This is a genomic window from Streptomyces sp. NPDC049627, from assembly GCF_044465645.1.
GTDB lineage: Bacteria > Actinomycetota > Actinomycetes > Streptomycetales > Streptomycetaceae > Streptomyces.
The window spans coordinates 200,207-216,296 of record NZ_JBITLW010000004.1; the positions used below are offsets into that span (position 1 = coordinate 200,207).

Consider the following 16,090-nt stretch of genomic DNA (forward strand, 5'->3'; position numbering starts at 1 on the left):
GTAAACCCCGACGCGCCACAGCCGCGCGCCAGGAGGAGTCACCACACATGCAGCCCCTCATCGACAACGCCCGTACCTTCGGACAGCGCCCTGAGGAGTTCGCCGAACTGGCCGAAGGGCAGTCCCCGCAGGTCCTGTTCATCACCTGCTCCGACTCCCGGGTCGTCCCGGCCCTGATCACGGGCGCCCGCCCCGGCGAGCTCTTCGAGCTGCGCACCGCGGGCAACATCGTCCCGCCGTACGCCTCCGAGCACCCCACCAGCGAGGCGGCCACCATCGAGTACGCCGTGGAGGTCCTCGGCGTCGACGACATCGTGGTCTGCGGCCACTCGCACTGCGGTGCCATCGGTGCGCTGGTGCGCGGCGACGACCTGACCGCCGTACCGGCCGTGCGCGACTGGCTGACGAACGCCGCCGACGAGCCCAAGTGCTCCGACACCGCCGACCCGACCGTCGCCGAAGCCGTCCAGAACCACGTCCTCGCCCAGTTGCTGCGACTGCGGTCGTACCCGTGCATCGACAAGCGCCTGGAGTCGGGCGAACTCCGGCTGCACGGCTGGTACTACGAGGTCCACACCGGGATCGTGCGCACGCACCGCGCGCAGTCCGACACGTTCGAGACGCTCTGAGGGGACCGACGACCATGCTGTCCAAGTTCCCTTATCTGAGGCAGGACTTCCTCGCCTCCATAGTCGTCTTCCTGGTCGCCGTGCCGCTGTGCGTCGGCGTGGCGGTCGCCTCCGGGGTCCCGGCCGAACTCGGCCTGGTCACCGGCATCGTGGGCGGCCTCGTCACCGGATTCATGCGAGGCAGCAGCCTTCAGGTGTCGGGGCCGGCCGCCGGTCTGACCGTGCTGGTCTTCGAGGCCGTCAGCGAGTTCGGGGTGGCCACGCTCGGCCTGATCGTGCTGTGCGCCGGTCTGCTCCAGCTCGCCATGGGCTTCTCGGGGATAGGCCGCTGGTTCCGGGCGATATCCGTCTCCGTCGTCGAGGGCATGCTCTGCGGTATCGGCCTGGTGATCATCGCCGGCCAGATCTACGCGGCGGCGGGCCTGAAGGCGCCGGAGACCGGCATCGGCAAGCTCGCGGGGCTGCCCGGGGCGTTCGCCGACGCGCTCGGCAGCACCGAGGCGCTGACCTCCCTCGCGATCGGCGCGGGCACCATCGCCGTGATCGTGCTGTGGAAGAGGCTGCCGAAGGCCGTGCAGTCCGTGCCCGGCGCCCTCGCGGCGGTGGTCCTGGCCACGATCGTCTCCCTGGCCTTCGGTCTGCCGGTCGCCACCGTCCAGGTGGAGGGCCTGCTCGGCGTCATCCAGCCGCCCGGCGCCGAGGCCTTCGGTGAGCTGGCCAACCCCGCCATCTGGGGGACCATCGTCGCCTTCGCGCTGATCGCCTCCGCGGAGAGCCTGTTCAGCGCCGCGGCCGTGGACCGGCTGCACGACGGTCCGCGCACCGAGTACAACAAGGAGATGATCGCCCAGGGCGTCGGCAACACGGTGTGCGGTGCGCTCGGCGCACTGCCGATGACCGCGGTGATCGTGCGCAGCTCCGCCAACGTGGGCGCGGGCGCGAAGACCAAGGCCTCCCGGGTGCTGCACGGCGTGTGGCTGTTGCTGTTCGCCGTCGCGATGCCGTGGGCTCTGGCGCTGATCCCGATTCCCGCGCTCGCCGGCATCCTGGTGCACGCGGGCTGGAAACTGATCCCGTTCCAGCAGATCACGGCGCTGTGGCGGGCCCACAAGGGCGAGGCGCTGATCCTCGTCGTCACCGCCGCCGCGATCGTCGCGGTGAACATGTTCGAGGGCGTGCTCATCGGCCTGGCCCTGTCGGTCGCCAAGACCGCCTGGGAGGCCTCGCACGTGAAGCTGGAGGTCATCGACAAGGGCGCCGGACCGATCCAGGCGTACCTGTCGGGCAACGCGACCTTCCTCAGGCTGCCGAAGATCCTCGACAGCCTGGAGGCCCTGCCCCAGGACCGTCCGGTGGAGCTGGACCTGTCCGGACTGCACCACCTCGACCACGCCTGCCGTACGGCCCTGGAGAACTGGGCCGAGCGGCACAGTACGGCGGGCACGGAGCCGGTGCGAGTCATGGCGCCCTGACGGGTGTATGACCTGGTCCGGGGCCGGCGTGGCCCCGGACCGGATACCGGGCATATCGTTACAGGAGCATACGCAACGGGCCTCTCCGCGAGGAGGTCGTCATGGTCGAGGAGCTGGTCGGCGCGGCTGTCGGTGTCGGCGTGGCGGGGCTGGTGTATCTCGCGGCCGCCGCACGGGTCGTCAAGCAGTACGAACGCGGTGTGATCCTCCGGCTCGGACGTCTGCGCGGGCAGGTGCGTCAGCCGGGCTTCACCATGATCGTGCCCGCCGTGGACCGGCTCCACAAGGTCAACATGCAGATCGTGACGATGCCCGTGCCGGCCCAGGAGGGCATCACCCGCGACAACGTGACCGTGCGGGTCGACGCGGTCGTGTACTTCAAGGTCGTGGACGCGTCGGCCGCGATCATCAACGTCGAGGACTACCGTTTCGCGGTCTCCCAGATGGCGCAGACGTCGCTGCGCTCGATCATCGGCAAGAGCGACCTGGACGATCTGCTGTCCAACCGCGAGAAGCTCAACCAGGGCCTGGAGCTGATGATCGACAGTCCGGCGGTCGGCTGGGGCGTGCAGATCGACCGCGTCGAGATCAAGGACGTGTCCCTGCCGGAATCGATGAAGCGCTCGATGGCCCGGCAGGCGGAGGCCGACCGCGAGCGGCGGGCCCGGGTCATCAACGCCGACGCCGAGCTCCAGGCCTCCAAGAAGCTGGCCGAGGCCGCGCACCAGATGGCCGACGCGCCCTCCGCCCTCCAGCTGCGCCTGCTGCAGACCGTGATGGCGGTGGCGGCGGAGAAGAACTCCACGCTGGTGCTGCCGATCCCGGTGGAGCTGCTGCGGTTCCTGGAGAGGGGCGCGCAGCACCCTGACTACCGGGCCGTCGATCCGTCCCCGGAACAGCCCGGACTCTCGGAACCCTCCGAACCGTCCGAGCTCCCCGAACCCTCCGAACCCTCCGAGCTCCCCGAACCCTCCGAACCCTCCGAGTTCCCCGAACCCTCCGAGCTCTCCGCCAAGAGCACTGCCGAGAGCGCCGCCGAGGACACCGCGGAGAAGTGACACGTGCTACGCGCGTGGTTCCCGCGACTCGCAGCAGGTGATAGACACAGCGGGGTCACAGTTCCTGTCCGCCAGCAGGAAGGTTGCCTCATGTCCGAGAACATGACCGATGACCGTACGACGCGCCGTCAGGTCCTGGCCCGCACCGGCGCGTTGGGCGTCTCGATCGCCTTCGCCGGAAACCTCACCGAACTCTTCGCGGGCACCGCCGCCGCACAGAACCTCGGCCACACCGGATACGGCCCGCTGGTCCCCGACCCGAAGGGCCTGCTCGACCTGCCGAAAGGTTTCCGCTATCAGGTCCTCTCCCGCGAGGGCGACCGGCTGCGCTCCGGGGAGGGCCTGGTCCCCTCCAACCACGACGGCATGACCGCCATCGTCGGCAGAAAAGGCCGCGTCCACCTGGTACGCAACCACGAGAACCGCACCACCGCGAAGCTGCCCGTGCCAACCGTCGACGGACTCACCTACGACCCGGCGGGCAAGGGCGGCTGTACGGCACTGACGCTGGACTCCGGCAACCGCGTCCTGTCCGAGCGCGTCGCCATCGCCGGTACCGCCGTCAACTGCGCGGGCGGACGGACACCTTGGGGCACCTGGCTGACCTGCGAGGAGACCGAGGACAGGGCGGGCACCAACGGCTACACCAAGGACCACGGCTTCATCTTCGAGGTCGACCCCGAGAACCCGTACCGCTCCGGCGCCGTTGCGCTGACCGCGATGGGGCGCTTCCAGCACGAGGCGATCGCGGTGGACCCGAGAAACGGCATCGTCTACGAGACCGAGGACGCCTTCCTGAAGCCCTTCGGCCTCTTCTACCGCTTCCTCCCCCACGCGCCGCTCGGCGGCCTCGGTTCCCTGCGCGCGGGCGGCCGTCTCCAGGCGATGCGGGTGCCGGGCGTCCCCGACCTCTCCTCCATCCAGGAGCCGGGTGCGACCTTCGAGCACATCGAGTGGGTCGACGTACCGGACCCGTCGGCCGCCCAAACCCCCGTCCGCCTCCAGGACTTCGGCCCCAAGGGCATCACGCACGCCCAGAAACTGGAGGGCTGCTACTGGGGCGGCCGCAACGTCTACTTCGTCTCCTCCTTCGCCCGCAGCGCGGACGGTTCGGCGGCGGACCACTACGGCCAGATCTGGCGCTACGACCCCGCCGCGCGCCGCCTCACCCTGGTGATCGTCTTCGGCCCCGACACGGACGTCCAGCTCCCCGGCGAGTCCCCGGACAACATCTGCCTCGCCCCCAGCGGCGGCCTGATGGTGTGCGAGGACGGCAACGGCGCCCAGCACGTCTTCGGCGTCACCCGACACGGCGAGGTCTACGCGATGGCCCGCGGCCGCCAGAACATCGGCACCCCACAGGAGCCGGAGTGGGGCGAGTTCGCCGGGGTGACCTTCGCGCCCGACGGCGAGACGATGTACGTCAACTGCTACACGCCGGGCACGACGTTCGCGGTGACGGGGCCCTGGCGCAGGTAGCGATCCGGCCCCGCCGGGCGGGTGACACCTGCCCGGCACACCCGCCGACGTGCCGGAACGGCCTGGTGACACCCATACCTTCATGCGGTGATCACTCGTGTACGTATCGTCAGCGCTGTCTGTGTTCTGGCCGCGGCGCTCAGTGCGCTCGCGGCGTGTGCGGGGCCCGAGGAGCCCGCAGTGACCCGCGCTCCGCGGCCGGCGCCCTCGGCCTCCGCCGCCTCGCCCGTCCCGGCGGTCACCAGGCCCCCGACCCTCGCACCCGGGCCCGCCGGACTGACCCCCGTCTTCGAGCACGGTCGCCGGACCGGGGGCAAGGCCGTCGCCCTCACCTTCGATGCGGACATGACCGCCGCTCAGGGGGCGCGGGCGCGGCGGGGGGAGCGGTTCGACAATCCGGGGCTTGTCGCGGCGCTGCGGGCCTTGAAGGTGCCGGCGACCGTGTTCATGACGGGGCGGTGGGCGGAGGAGTATCCGCAGCAGGCCCGGGCCATCGGGCGGGACCCGCTGTTCGAGGTCGCCAACCACTCGTACAGCCACTACGCCTTCACCGACGACTGCTACGGGCTGCCGACCCTCCCGGAGAAGCGGATGCGGGGGGATGTGGAGCGGGCGTACGCCGTGTTCCGGAAGGTGGGGGTGCGGGCTCCGATGCCGTACTTCCGGTTTCCCGGCGGCTGCTACGACCACCGCGCTCTGAAGGCGCTGACGCCGGTCGGTGTCACGGCCGTGCAGTGGGACGTGGTGAGCGCGGACGCGTTCGCGACGGATGCCGGGGCGGTCGCCCGGGAGGTGCTGGACGGGGTCCGGGCGGGGTCCGTGGTCGTCATGCACTGCACGCGCAGCGCCGCTCCGACGACCGAGCGGGCGGTCAGGAGGATCGTGCCCGAGCTGCGCGAGAAGGGCTTCCGGTTCGTGAAGGTGTCCGAGCTGATCGGGGCCGCGGGCGGCCGGGCCTGAGCGGCCTACGCTGGGGGTATGAGCGAGGACTACTGCACGATCGCCGACGCGGTGAAGCCGCCCAAGACCGACGGGCCGCCGTATGCGACGGGGGTCCCCCCGCTCGAGCGCAGTCGAGAGTGGGGGAGTGTGCTGTGCCGGGAGCCGACGGAGTACGCGGAGGCGTACAAGGGGATCACGCTCTGTCCGGTGTGCGAGTGGCAGGAGGCGCAGCGTACGGCCTGTTCGGGGTGACCCGGTGTTCAGGGTGATCTGCGGGACGTGAGCGCGCAGGCCGCGGCGATCGCCGCCGTGGTGAGCAGGGCTGCCGCCGTCAGGGGCAGGACGGGCAGGGGAACCGTGCCGGAGCGGGAGCCCGTGACCAGGCCGCTGACCGCCGCGTGGGCCGGGGAGCCCGTCACCACCACGGACAGCAGCGCCGCGAGCAGCATGGCCGGGACGGCCCGGCCGGTCGAGCGCAGCACCGGCCAGGCGGTGAGCGCGCCGACGGCCGTACCGAGCAGGGCGCAGGCGAGCGTGGCGAGCAGCCCGGCCGCGCCCGCCGGAAGCCGCGGTACCCGCGTCTCGTGGCTCGCGCTCGCCGGGTCACTGATCAGTGTCACGACGACGGTCGCGACCGTGCCCAGCGCTGTCGCGGCGGCGAGGGCCACCAGCAGCGCGGCGAGGTGCGCCCGCCCCGGTCCGACGGCCGCGGCGACGCAACTGCGGGCGGCGGGCGGCTCGTTGGAGACGCAGATCCGCACCAGCCAGGCGGCCACGGGCAGCAGGGCCGCGGCGGCGAAACCCAGTGAGTCGAGGATGGGCTGGCCGCCCTGCACGCCGATGCCGAGGACGGCCGCGTACAGGATGAACGGCGGCAGCCAGCGCTGCGAGCGGACCAGCAGGGCGGCCTGGTAGCGGAGAAGGGCGGTCATCGAAGTCATCGGCGGCTTTCGGCTTCGGCGGCTTCAGAGGATGCGGGGGCTTCGGGGGCTTCAAGGGGTTCGGAAGGGGTGGGGGGTTCCTGGCTCACGCTCACCACGTGCCAAGGCGGTCGGGCGGCCAGGAGGGCGCGCAGCACGACGTCCGAGTGGGAGGCGGGGACTATGAGGCGGTGGGTGCCGGGGGTGGTCTCGTCCGCTGTCGTGGCGACACGGGTCGCCTCGGCGGGCAGGCTCGCGCCGCTCGGGCCGTGGACGACGACGGTCGTGTGCGGGCCGGTGGGCGGTGGAGTCCCCTGGTCGGTACGGAGGTTGAGGCCGCCGTCCCGCACGGTGTACGTCGCGTCGGGTGCCCCGGCCAGGCGGCGCGGGTCGTGGTCGACGAAGACCACCGCGGTGCCGGCGGCGGTGAGTTCGGCGACGGCGCGCTCCAACTCGCCGCGGGCGGCGGCGTCCAGGCCGGTCCACGCCTCGTCGAGGACGAGCAGCTCCGGGTCGGCGAGCAGGGCCTGTGCGACGGCGACCTTCTGGCTGCTGCCCTTGGAGAGCTGTGCCATGGGGGTGCGGGCGTGGGCGGCGGCGCCGAAACGGTCCAGGTACTCGCCTGCGGCGCGGATGGCCGCCGGGCGGGAGAGGCCGTGGACCGTGCCGAGGTGGGTGAGGTAGCCGAGGGCGGTGAAGGGGAGGGCCGTGGGGAAGCGTTCGGGGACGTAGGCGGTTCGGAGACGGCCGGTGATCTTGCCTTCGGTGGGGGCGTCTATGCGGGCCAGGAGGCGGAGGAGGGTGGATTTGCCGGTGCCGTTCGGCCCCTCGATGCGGGTGAGTGTGCCGGGGGGCACGGTGAGGTGGACGCCGCGTAAGACCCATGGGCCGCGTAGGCCGTAGCGGCGGCCCACGTTGTCCAGACGAAGATCGCGATGCATGGGGGACATCTTGTCGTATCGCGGCTGCGGGACCGTGGGGCCGGCCGCGCCCAGGCGGCGGAGCCGCATGTCGACACAGTCGGGCGCCCCTTAGGGTTGGCTGGTGTGAGCCATGATTCGACGTCCTCCGGCGAAAGTCCCTTCCGGTCCGAGCCCAGTGCTCGTGATCACGCTCCGCAGTACGTCCTGCCGCTCGTCGTGCGCATCGAGCGGGACGCTCCTCCGGCCCGCACCGATGCCCTCGAAACCGCCGCCCGCGCTGTACTGATCATGCTCAGCGACGAGCGGTCCCTCGGCGACGGTGAGTGGGCGCAGGCCCTGCGGGACTGGGAGGACGGCCGTATCCGCAAGGTCGTGCGGCGGGCTCGCGGGGCCGAGTGGCGGCGGGCGGAGGGGTTGCCGGGGATCACCGTCACGGGCCGGTCGGCCGAGGTGCGGGTGTTCCCGCCCGTGCGGTTGGACGGGTGGCCCAAGGAGCTGGCGAAGCTCCAGGTGTCGGGCACGCATCTCGGCGATCCGGAGCCGCCCGGGGACGCCGATCCGGCGGCGCCGGTGCTCTGGGTGAATCCGGACCTCGACATGTCGGCCGGCAAGACGATGGCGCAGGCGGGGCACGCGGCGCAGATCGCCTGGTGGGAGTTGTCGGACGAGGAGCGGGGTGCCTGGCGCGAGGCGGGGTTTCCGCTCGCCGTGCGGACGGCGGATCCGGGGCAGTGGCGTGAACTGACCGCCGCCGGGCTGCCGTTGGTGCGTGATGCCGGGTTCACGGAGATCGCGCCCGGGACGACTCTGGTGGTCGAGGGGCATCACCGGGTGAAATCGCTGCCCTCGCAGGTACGACGGCCCCTGAGCTACCGCTGAGCCAGCTGCGCGGAGTTGCCCCGGGGGCCGCTCAGACGCCGGCCGGCCGCCCCGTACACGCGGTCCACGGGAAGCCTGACGACCAGGCGCCGTTCGGTGACCATGGCGCCTCGGAAGCCCTCCCAGTCGGGGTGTTCGCCCCGGAAACCGCGGAAGACCTCGACGAGTTCGTCGGCGACCGCGTCGTGCGGGTCCGTCGTGATGGGCGTCAGTTCCGCCTGGCCCTCGGCGATCATGTAGGCGTAGCCGTTGGGGCTGGTGACGAGGAAGCTGGCGCGCGGATCGCGGCGCAGGTTGCGGGTCTTGGCGCGGTTGTAGGTGACCATGAGCCGGATGAGGCGCGCCGCCGGGTCGTAGGCGTAGCCGACGTTCGACAACTGGGGGCGGCCGTCCCGCTTGAGGGTCACGAGCGTGCCGATCTTTTGCTGACCGAGCAGGTGGAAGAGGGCTTCGTCGCCGGCCTTTTCTGCGGGCTCTGTCATGCGGCGAGCGTACGGGAGCAAGCGGCTGTCCAGGGGAGACGCCGACCTGCGCGCGGGCACGGCTGAGCGGTGCCCTCGCCGCCGACGGGGGATGGAGGCGGCGGGGGCACCGCGGTACCGGGGCCCGGGGTCAGGTGGTCGCCAGCGCCTCCGTGGGCGGCAGCCGGGCGGCACGTACGGCGGGGTAGAACCCGGCGAGGCCGCCGATGACGAGGGTCGCGCCGACGCCGCCCGCCATCGCCCAGGTCGGCACGACCGACGGCCAGCCCTGGTAGGCGGCGTATCCGGAGGTGACGGCGATGCCGAGGACGACGCCGCCCAGCCCGCCGAGCGCGGACAACAGCAGGGCCTCGCACAGGAACTGGGTGCGGATCTGCCCGCGCGTCGCGCCGAGGGAACGGCGCAGGCCGATCTCGGAGCGGCGCTCCAGCACGGAGATCACCATCGTGTTGGCCACGCCCACCCCGCCGACGAGCAGGGCGACCGCGCCGAGCCCGAGGAGCAGGCCGCTCAGCGTGTCGTCGGTGGCCTGCTTCGCCTCCAGGGCGTCCGAGGGCCGCGACACGTTGGCCTCGCTGGGGTTCTCCGGGTTGGCGGTGGGGCCGAGGACGGACTGGACGTCGGTGACGGCCGCTTCCTCGGTGCGGGTGTAGACGGTCGTCGGATGACCGTCGAAGCCCAGTTCCTCCTCCGCGACCGGCCAGCCGACCAGCGCGGCGGAGTCCAGCTCGGGCACCAGGTCGTTGGGCGCGAGCAGGCCCACGACGGTGAACCACTGCTCGCCGAGCCACACCCGGGTGTCGGGGCCGGCCCGGAAGACGCCGAGCTGCTCGGCGGCCTTGGGGCCGAGGACGACGGCGGGGTACCGCGCGTTGGCGGCGTTCAGCCAGCGGCCGTCGACGACCTCGACGCCCGCGCTGCGCGGCAGGTCGGTGCGGGCCGCGGACACCGTGAGCCCGCCGGTCTCCTGCTTGGGGACATGGTCGTTGCGGTAGACCTTGGCGTCGGTCCTGCCGATGGCGGAGACCGCCGTGACGCCGTCGATGTTGCCGATCATGTCGACGGACTCGTCCGGCAGATGGGCGGTGCCGCCCGTGAACGACTGGCCCGCGGTGACCGTGAGCAGGTTGGTGCCCAGCGCCGCGAGCCGCCGGTCGAGGTCCTCGGTGCTGGAGGTGGAGATGCCGACCACGCCGACCATGGCGGCGATGCCGATCGCGATGCCGAGCGCCGACAGGAACACCCGCAGCGGCCTCGACCGCAGCCCCGATCCGCCGACCCGCAGCACGTCGGCGGGGCCCAGCCGGGCGGGCTTCGGGCGGGGGCGCGCGGCGGTGCCCGGCCGGCCCTGTGGCGGGCGCTGAGTCGTCAGGCTCATCGCGTGGCCTCCTCGAGGACCGCGGTCGCGGGCAGTGCGGTGTGCCGGCCGGTGTGTCCGCGTGCGGTGTCGTACTCGATGCCGCCGTCCTTGATGCGCACCTCGCGCGGCAGGGAGGCGGCGATGTCCCGGTCGTGGGTGATCACGACGACCGTGGTGCCCGCCCGGTGCAGTTCGTGGAGCAGGTCGAGCACCACGGCGCCGGAGCGCGAGTCGAGCGCGCCGGTGGGCTCGTCGGCGAGCAGCAGCGGCGGGTCGCCGAGCACCGCGCGGGCGATGGCCACCCGCTGCTTCTCGCCGCCGGAGAGCTGGTGCGGCTCGTGGTAGAGGCGGTGGCCCAACCCCACTCGGCGCAGTGCGCGTTCGGCCAGCCGGCGCCGTTCGCCGCGGGAACGGCCGCTGTAGAGAAGGCCGTCCGCGACGGAGTCCAGCGCCGGTATGCCGGGGGCGAGGTGGAACTGCTGGAAGACGAACCCGATCGTCTGGGCGCGCAGTGCGGACAGTTCCCGGTCGGAGAGGCGGGCCACGTCGTGTCCGTCGATCCGGACGGTGCCGGCGGAGGGTCTGTCGAGGGTGCCCATGATGTTGAGCATCGTGGACTTGCCGGAGCCGGACGGGCCCACGACGGCGAGCAGTTCGCCGCGGTGGATGACGAGGTCGGCGTCCTTCAGGGCGCGGACGTCGCCGTACGCCTTGGAGACCCCGGCGAGTTCGACCACCGGGGCCGGCGTCCCGGTCACCTGGGCACCCCCACGACCGTGCCGTCGGTGAGGCCCTTGCCGGAGATCTCGACCATGCTGTCCGCGAACATGCCGACCTCGACCGGTGTGCGCCGCACCTCGCCGTCGGGCCGGACGACGTCCACGGCGTAGCCTCCGCCCTGGCGTGCCACCAGGGCGTTGATGGGCACGACGAGGACGTTCTCGCGGGTCTCCGCCTTGAGCGAGACGTCGACGGAGGCGGCCTGGTAGCTGCCGAGTTTCTTCTGCTCGGCCACCTTCAACTCGACGGGCAGGGTGGCCTTGTCGTTGCCGCCGGAGCCTCCGTTGCCCGAGCCTTTGCCGGAGGCGCCGGCGTCCTGGCCGGTGGTCGGGGTGCCGACCTCGGTGACCTCGGCCTGCACGGTGGTGTCGTCGGGCAGGGTGACCGTGGCCTTGGTGCCCTTGTGGACCAAGTCCTCGTACTGGGCGTCGAGGTCGACGCTGACGACGCGTTCGGTGCCGGTCCAGGTGAGCACGGCACCGCTGAGGGGCGCCCCGGGCACCGCCCGTACGTCGGCGACGCGCCGGGCGCCTTCGGCGATCACGGCGTCGCCGGGCCGTACCGTGCCGGTCTCCTCGCGGCCGAGGTCGTCCTGCCAGTCGCGTACGGCGTCGGCCGTGCCGGAGGTGTACTCGTCGTCGACGGTGAAGCCCGTGTAGCCGAGCGCGGAGAGGTTCTTCTCCAGCATCTTCACGTCGGCGCCCTCGGTGCCCTCCCGCATCTGCCGGTAGAGGGGGATCGAGCCGTACAGGAGCGGGACCTCCTGCTCGGCGACCCGGTAGACGGCGTCGCCCCGCTCGAGGACGTCGCCCTCGGCGGGCACCCACGTGACGACTCCCCCGCCGCCGCCCTGCGGGCCGGGCGGGGCCTGTACGGCCGACACGTCGCCGTGACCCAGGGTGCCGTCCACGGTCTCGCTGCGGGTGAGCGTCGTGCGCTTCACCTCCGTGGTGCTCGGCGGGGCGTCGGGCGCGGCCGCGTCCGTGCCGCCGCCGTCGCCGCCGAGGACCCCGGCGCTCGCGGCGCCGGCTCCGGCGACGACCGCGATCGCGAGGGCGACCAGTCCCGCGGTGCGCCAGGGGCGGCGCCGGCGGGAGACCGTGCGCGCCGACGCGTCGTCACCGCCGGTCGCTGCGGGTGCGGTGTCCGGTACGGCGGGGTCGGGCTCCGTCCCGGGGCGCGTGGCCACGTCCGGCGTGGTCGAGGACCTCGCCTCCAGGTCCCCGGTGCTCGACGGCGACACCTCGCCCGGCTTGCGCAGTTCCAGCGCCAGGGTGGAGTCCGGGGCGCCGCCGTTGCCCGCTGGGCCGGGCGGGCCGGAGGCGTCGCCGGACGGGCGCGGGACCTCGGTGTCCGCCTCGTGTTCCCGCTCGCGGGTCTCGTCGGGTGCGGTCACTGGCCACCGCCACTGCCGGTCAGACCACCGCCGGGCCACTTGTCCTGGCAGGCCATCCTCGCCTTCTGGAACTCCTCGCCGCCGGGGTTGATGCCGCTGCCCCCGAAGTCGATGCTCATGTTGCCGCCGTTGATCTCCGGGTCGGGGAGGTTCGGCAGGCCGTTCTCCCGCATGCACTTCGCCCAGGCGGCGACCTTCGTGGAGTCGAGCGCGCCGCCGCCTCCCCCGCCGCCGCCGACCTGGCCCTGGGGCATCTTGTCGCGGCAGGCCTGCAACGCCTGCTGGAACTCGGCCGAGTTGGGGTCGATGCCGCTGTCGGGGCTGAGCGCCAGACCGCCGCCGGGCTCCGGGTCGGGGAAGGCGGCCACGCCGTTGTCCCGCATGCACTTCGAGAAGGCCAGGGCCTGGTCCTCGGGGCTGGTCGGTGACGCCTGGGCACCGCCGGACGCCTTCGCCTCGTTCGTCGACGATCCCTCGTCGGAGCAGCCGGCCAGGAGCGCGCCGGTGAGCAGCGCGGATATCGCGAGCACGGTGGAAGCGGTTCGCTTGTGAGTAGTGGACATGGGGCCAAGTTCTACGCGGACGCCGGTCACAGCGCGGACACAACAAACGCCCCGGATACAGGCTCCTGACGCAGGCGTGCACACCGACGGGCGTCTCCGACGGCGCGGCGGCGGACCCGCGTCGCGCCTCCCGGCGACCACCTGGACACGCCGTCGCCCGGGGGCGGCTACGGGCACCGTCCTCCCTTGCGGGCAGGGGCGTCGACGCCGGGTCCACGACACCGGCCTCCCGGTCATGGCCGACCGGCGGCGCGGAGGTGCTGCGGGCAGGCGACGGATGTAGAGGTGCGGCAATGCGGTACCCGCCCACCGCCGCCCCACGGCGGCGCCTCGCGGGCAGACACGACGGGCCCGTTGCCCCGTGCCGCCTACGAGCCGGAGCCTCCCGCGGTCGGCGGGATCGTCGGCGCCGGGGCCACGACACCGGCCTCCCGGTCATGGCCGACCGGCGCCACGGCGGGCGCGGAGTTGCTGCGGGCGCGCGGAGTCGACGTTCGGCAGTGTCGTCCCCGCCACCACCCGGGCATGCCACCACCCCACGGCGACACCTCGCGGGCAGACACGACGGGCCCGTTGCCCCGTGCCGCCTACGAGCCGGAGCCTCCCGCGGTCGGCGGGATCGTCAGCGCCGGGGCCACGACACCGGTCTCCCGGTCATGACCGACCGGCGCCACGGCGGGCGCGGAGTTGCTGCGGGCGCGCGGAGTCGACGTTCGACAGCGCCGTCCCCGCCACCACCCGGGCACGCCACCACCCCACGGCGACACCTCGCGGGCAGACACGACGGACCCGTTGCCCCACGACGATCACGAATGCGGCACCGGGCCGGCAGGGTCGGTGCCGAGCCCGCGGCGCCGGTCTCCCGACGTGGGTGGGCGGTGGGGAAGCTCGCCCGGCGGCCGGGAGGCCGGTCATCGCGGTCCGGCGTGGTCAGGGGGCCGTGCCGTCGGGGCGGTCGTCGGAGAGTTCGCCCACGCCGGCTATGCCCCGTTCGAGGAGGTCGACCAGGGTGTGCCTGCTCTTGCCGCGGGTCTCCGGGCCCGGGCCGTCGCCGTCCGGCTCGGCGAGGTCGTACAGGGCGGTCAGCACGCCGGCGAGCTCTTCGTGGAGCCGGGTGAGGACGTCGGCGACGGCCGCGGCGTTGGACTCCACGATGTCGCCCCACAGCCGTGAGTCGCCGCGGGCGATGCGGGTGACGTCGCGCAGCCCTTGACCGGCGAGGCGGGCCGCCGGCACCGGGCCGTCCCGCAGTCGCGCCGCCATCAGGCTGGCCAGCAGGTGCGGGGCGTGGGAGGTCAGGGCGACCGCGTCGTCGTGCGCGCGGGCCCGCATGACCCGGGGGATGCCGCCGCACAGGGTGATCAGCCCGAGGGCCCGGTCGAAGGCGGGTTTCGTGGTGAACCGCGTGGGCGTGAGCACCCAGGGACGGTCCCGGAACAGCTCCGCGCGGGCCGCGAGGGGGCCCGACCGCTCACGGCCGGCCATGGGATGGCCGCCGACATAGGAGGACGGATCAGGGGCGGTGGCGAGGATCTCGCGCTCCGGGCGGGCCTTCACGCTCGCCACGTCGGTGTAGGTGCGGGCGAGTCCCCGTGCCTGCTGCTGCGCGAGGACCGGGGCTATCTGGCTGGGCGGCACCGCGAGGACCGCCAGGTCGACGGGGTGGGGAGGGAGTTCGGGCCGGCCGGCGCCGCGGGCGGCCGCGGCGCGCAGGGCGGACTCGTCCCGGTCCGCGAGGTAGACGGTCACGCGGTGTCTGCTCGCCGCGAGCGCCACGGAGGTGCCGATGAGGCCGGTGCCGACCACGGCCAGGGTGCGGATGGTCACGGCGCACCACCGGGGAGGGTCTCCCCCGCTCCGTCGTGCCCGGCGATCCGCTCGCCCATCAGCGCGGCCAGCCGGTCCAGCCCCTCCTCGATCCGTTCGGGCGTCAAGGTACTGATGGACAGGCGCAGTTGCCGGTGGCCCGCGGTGGAGCCGTAGAAGTGGTGCATGGGCGTGAAGAGCACGCCGTGCCGGCGGGCCGCGTGGGCGAGCAGGTCGTCGTCGACGGTGAAGGGGACGGTGAGGACGACGAAGAAGCCGCCCGTCGGGGCGTTCCAGGAGATGTCGGTGCGCCCGCCGAAGCGCCGGTCGAGGCCGTCGAGGACCTGGCGCAGGTTGCGGTGGTAGACCTCCGTCTCCCGGCCGTTGGCCTCGGCCATGCTGCAGCCGTGGGCGAGCAGCTTGCCGCCGACGACCGCTTGGGCGATGGGCGCCGTGTTGACCGTGAGCATGCTCTTGAGCTTCGACAGCTCGTCGGCGAGCAGCGAGTCGCCACCGGTCGCTCCGCTGACCCGCTGCGGGGCCACGACGTAGCCGACGCGGGCGCCGGGCATGCCGGTCTTGGCGAACGACCCGAGGTAGACGACGCGTTCGTGCCGGTCGAGCGCCTTCAGGGTGGGCGGCCGCTCGGCTGCGCTGTTCAGCAGTCCGTAGGCGTTGTCCTCCAGCAGTAACAGGTCCTCGGCGACGGCGAGTTCGAGGAGCCGGTGGCGGTCGGCGAGCGACATGCTGACACCGACCGGGTTGGCGAAGTCCGGCGTGACGTAGCAGGCGCGCACGCGGCGGCCCGCGGCCCGTGCCTCGCGCAGCCGGTCCGCGAGGTCGTCGAGGTCGATGCCGTCCGGTCCGGTCCGCACGGGCAGGACGGGCAGGTCGGCGAGGAGCGCGGCCCCGGTCAGGCCGACGTAGGTCGGGCTCGGCGCGAGCAGCATGTCCCGGTCGCCGGCCCGCAGAGCGCGCAGGACCAGGAACATCGCCTCCTGGCAGCCGACGGTGACGACCACGGACGCGGGATCGGCGTCGATGCCCTCATCCGTGGCGAGGCCGCGTGCCACGAGGTCGCGGATGATCCCCTTGGTGTCGCCGTACTGGAAGAGCGTACGCGCGACCTCCGTTTCGCTCATGCCTCGTTCGGTGCTCAGATACCGGCAGAAGATCCGCAGGTATTCGTGGAGCAGGGACACGTCGTAGAAGCCCTCGTAGGGGCGGCCCGCCGCGAAGGAGATCGCATTCGGATAGGTGCCCGCGACCTCGTTGAGCAGGGTCATGGACGCCATCGACACATCACCGAGCGAGGCGTGCAGGGTGGCCGCGGACAACTCGGCCCGGACGATCTCGGATTTCAGGACTTCCATCACCTGAGTCCTTCATCGGGAATTTTTG

The 16,090-nt window shown here is 72.7% G+C and carries 16 protein-coding genes; 7 read left to right on the forward strand and 9 right to left on the reverse strand.

What is annotated here, in order from left to right; all coding sequences use genetic code 11:
* The first annotated feature begins 47 nt into the window (after window positions 1-47).
* The 6 genes from ACIBU0_RS12850 (at window position 48) to ACIBU0_RS12875 (ending at window position 5,832) form a co-directional block, all read left to right on the forward strand.
* On the forward strand, window positions 48-629 hold the full coding sequence (locus tag ACIBU0_RS12850) for a carbonic anhydrase (protein WP_398816025.1): 582 nt from the start codon (window positions 48-50) through the stop codon (window positions 627-629).
* A 14-nt stretch (window positions 630-643) separates the two neighbouring features.
* The gene (locus ACIBU0_RS12855) at window positions 644-2,101 is read left to right on the forward strand and encodes a SulP family inorganic anion transporter (protein ID WP_398816028.1); all 1,458 of its coding nucleotides are present in this window, start codon (window positions 644-646) and stop codon (window positions 2,099-2,101) included.
* A gap of 101 nt (window positions 2,102-2,202) precedes the next feature.
* Window positions 2,203-3,159: an SPFH domain-containing protein gene (locus ACIBU0_RS12860; protein ID WP_398816031.1), complete on the forward strand. Its 957-nt coding sequence runs from the start codon at window positions 2,203-2,205 to the stop codon at window positions 3,157-3,159.
* Between the two features lie 90 nt (window positions 3,160-3,249).
* Entirely contained in the window at window positions 3,250-4,638 is a 1,389-nt protein-coding gene (locus tag ACIBU0_RS12865) for an alkaline phosphatase PhoX (protein ID WP_398816034.1), read from the forward strand.
* Window positions 4,639-4,725: 87 nt separating this feature from the next.
* Window positions 4,726-5,598 carry a polysaccharide deacetylase family protein gene (locus ACIBU0_RS12870; protein ID WP_398816037.1) on the forward strand — a complete coding sequence of 291 codons (873 nt, stop codon included), beginning with the start codon at window positions 4,726-4,728 and terminating at the stop codon, window positions 5,596-5,598.
* A gap of 18 nt (window positions 5,599-5,616) precedes the next feature.
* On the forward strand, window positions 5,617-5,832 hold the full coding sequence (locus ACIBU0_RS12875) for a hypothetical protein (protein WP_398816040.1): 216 nt from the start codon (window positions 5,617-5,619) through the stop codon (window positions 5,830-5,832).
* An 8-nt stretch (window positions 5,833-5,840) separates the two neighbouring features.
* On the opposite strand, the gene ACIBU0_RS12880 is transcribed toward ACIBU0_RS12875, so the two are convergent.
* Together ACIBU0_RS12880 and ACIBU0_RS12885 are read right to left on the reverse strand one after the other, a co-directional pair.
* Window positions 5,841-6,512: an ABC transporter gene (locus ACIBU0_RS12880; protein WP_398816043.1), complete on the reverse strand. Its 672-nt coding sequence runs from the start codon at window positions 6,510-6,512 to the stop codon at window positions 5,841-5,843.
* 5 nt (window positions 6,513-6,517) lie between these two features.
* Window positions 6,518-7,441 (reverse strand): ATP-binding cassette domain-containing protein, encoded by a 924-nt coding sequence (locus ACIBU0_RS12885; RefSeq protein WP_398816900.1) that lies wholly within the window; start codon window positions 7,439-7,441, stop codon window positions 6,518-6,520.
* A gap of 105 nt (window positions 7,442-7,546) precedes the next feature.
* Here ACIBU0_RS12885 and ACIBU0_RS12890 point away from each other — a divergent pair, with 105 nt between their 5' ends.
* Window positions 7,547-8,302 (forward strand): aminoacyl-tRNA hydrolase, encoded by a 756-nt coding sequence (locus ACIBU0_RS12890; protein ID WP_398816046.1) that lies wholly within the window; start codon window positions 7,547-7,549, stop codon window positions 8,300-8,302.
* Here ACIBU0_RS12890 and ACIBU0_RS12895 read toward each other — a convergent pair.
* From ACIBU0_RS12895 to ACIBU0_RS12925, 7 genes are all read right to left on the reverse strand, one after another.
* Window positions 8,293-8,784, reverse strand: coding sequence for a PPOX class F420-dependent oxidoreductase (locus ACIBU0_RS12895; protein WP_398816049.1), 492 nt, complete (start codon window positions 8,782-8,784; stop codon window positions 8,293-8,295). The genes ACIBU0_RS12890 and ACIBU0_RS12895 overlap by 10 nt on opposite strands.
* Before the next feature lie 130 nt (window positions 8,785-8,914).
* Complete coding sequence (locus ACIBU0_RS12900) at window positions 8,915-10,162, reverse strand: ABC transporter permease (protein ID WP_398816051.1); 1,248 nt, start codon at window positions 10,160-10,162, stop codon at window positions 8,915-8,917.
* On the reverse strand, window positions 10,159-10,902 hold the full coding sequence (locus ACIBU0_RS12905; RefSeq protein ID WP_398816054.1) for an ABC transporter ATP-binding protein: 744 nt from the start codon (window positions 10,900-10,902) through the stop codon (window positions 10,159-10,161). Before ACIBU0_RS12905 ends, ACIBU0_RS12900 begins: the two co-directional genes overlap by 4 nt.
* On the reverse strand, window positions 10,899-12,320 hold the full coding sequence (locus ACIBU0_RS12910) for a peptidoglycan-binding protein (protein WP_398816057.1): 1,422 nt from the start codon (window positions 12,318-12,320) through the stop codon (window positions 10,899-10,901). The genes ACIBU0_RS12905 and ACIBU0_RS12910 overlap by 4 nt, the downstream gene beginning before the upstream one ends.
* The gene (locus ACIBU0_RS12915; protein WP_398816060.1) at window positions 12,317-12,883 is read right to left on the reverse strand and encodes a hypothetical protein; all 567 of its coding nucleotides are present in this window, start codon (window positions 12,881-12,883) and stop codon (window positions 12,317-12,319) included. The genes ACIBU0_RS12910 and ACIBU0_RS12915 overlap by 4 nt, the downstream gene beginning before the upstream one ends.
* A 930-nt stretch (window positions 12,884-13,813) precedes the next feature.
* Window positions 13,814-14,710 (reverse strand): prephenate dehydrogenase, encoded by an 897-nt coding sequence (locus ACIBU0_RS12920; RefSeq protein ID WP_398816063.1) that lies wholly within the window; start codon window positions 14,708-14,710, stop codon window positions 13,814-13,816.
* Window positions 14,707-16,062, reverse strand: coding sequence for a PLP-dependent aminotransferase family protein (locus tag ACIBU0_RS12925; protein ID WP_398816066.1), 1,356 nt, complete (start codon window positions 16,060-16,062; stop codon window positions 14,707-14,709). Before ACIBU0_RS12925 ends, ACIBU0_RS12920 begins: the two co-directional genes overlap by 4 nt.
* Between the last annotated feature and the right edge of the window lie 28 nt (window positions 16,063-16,090).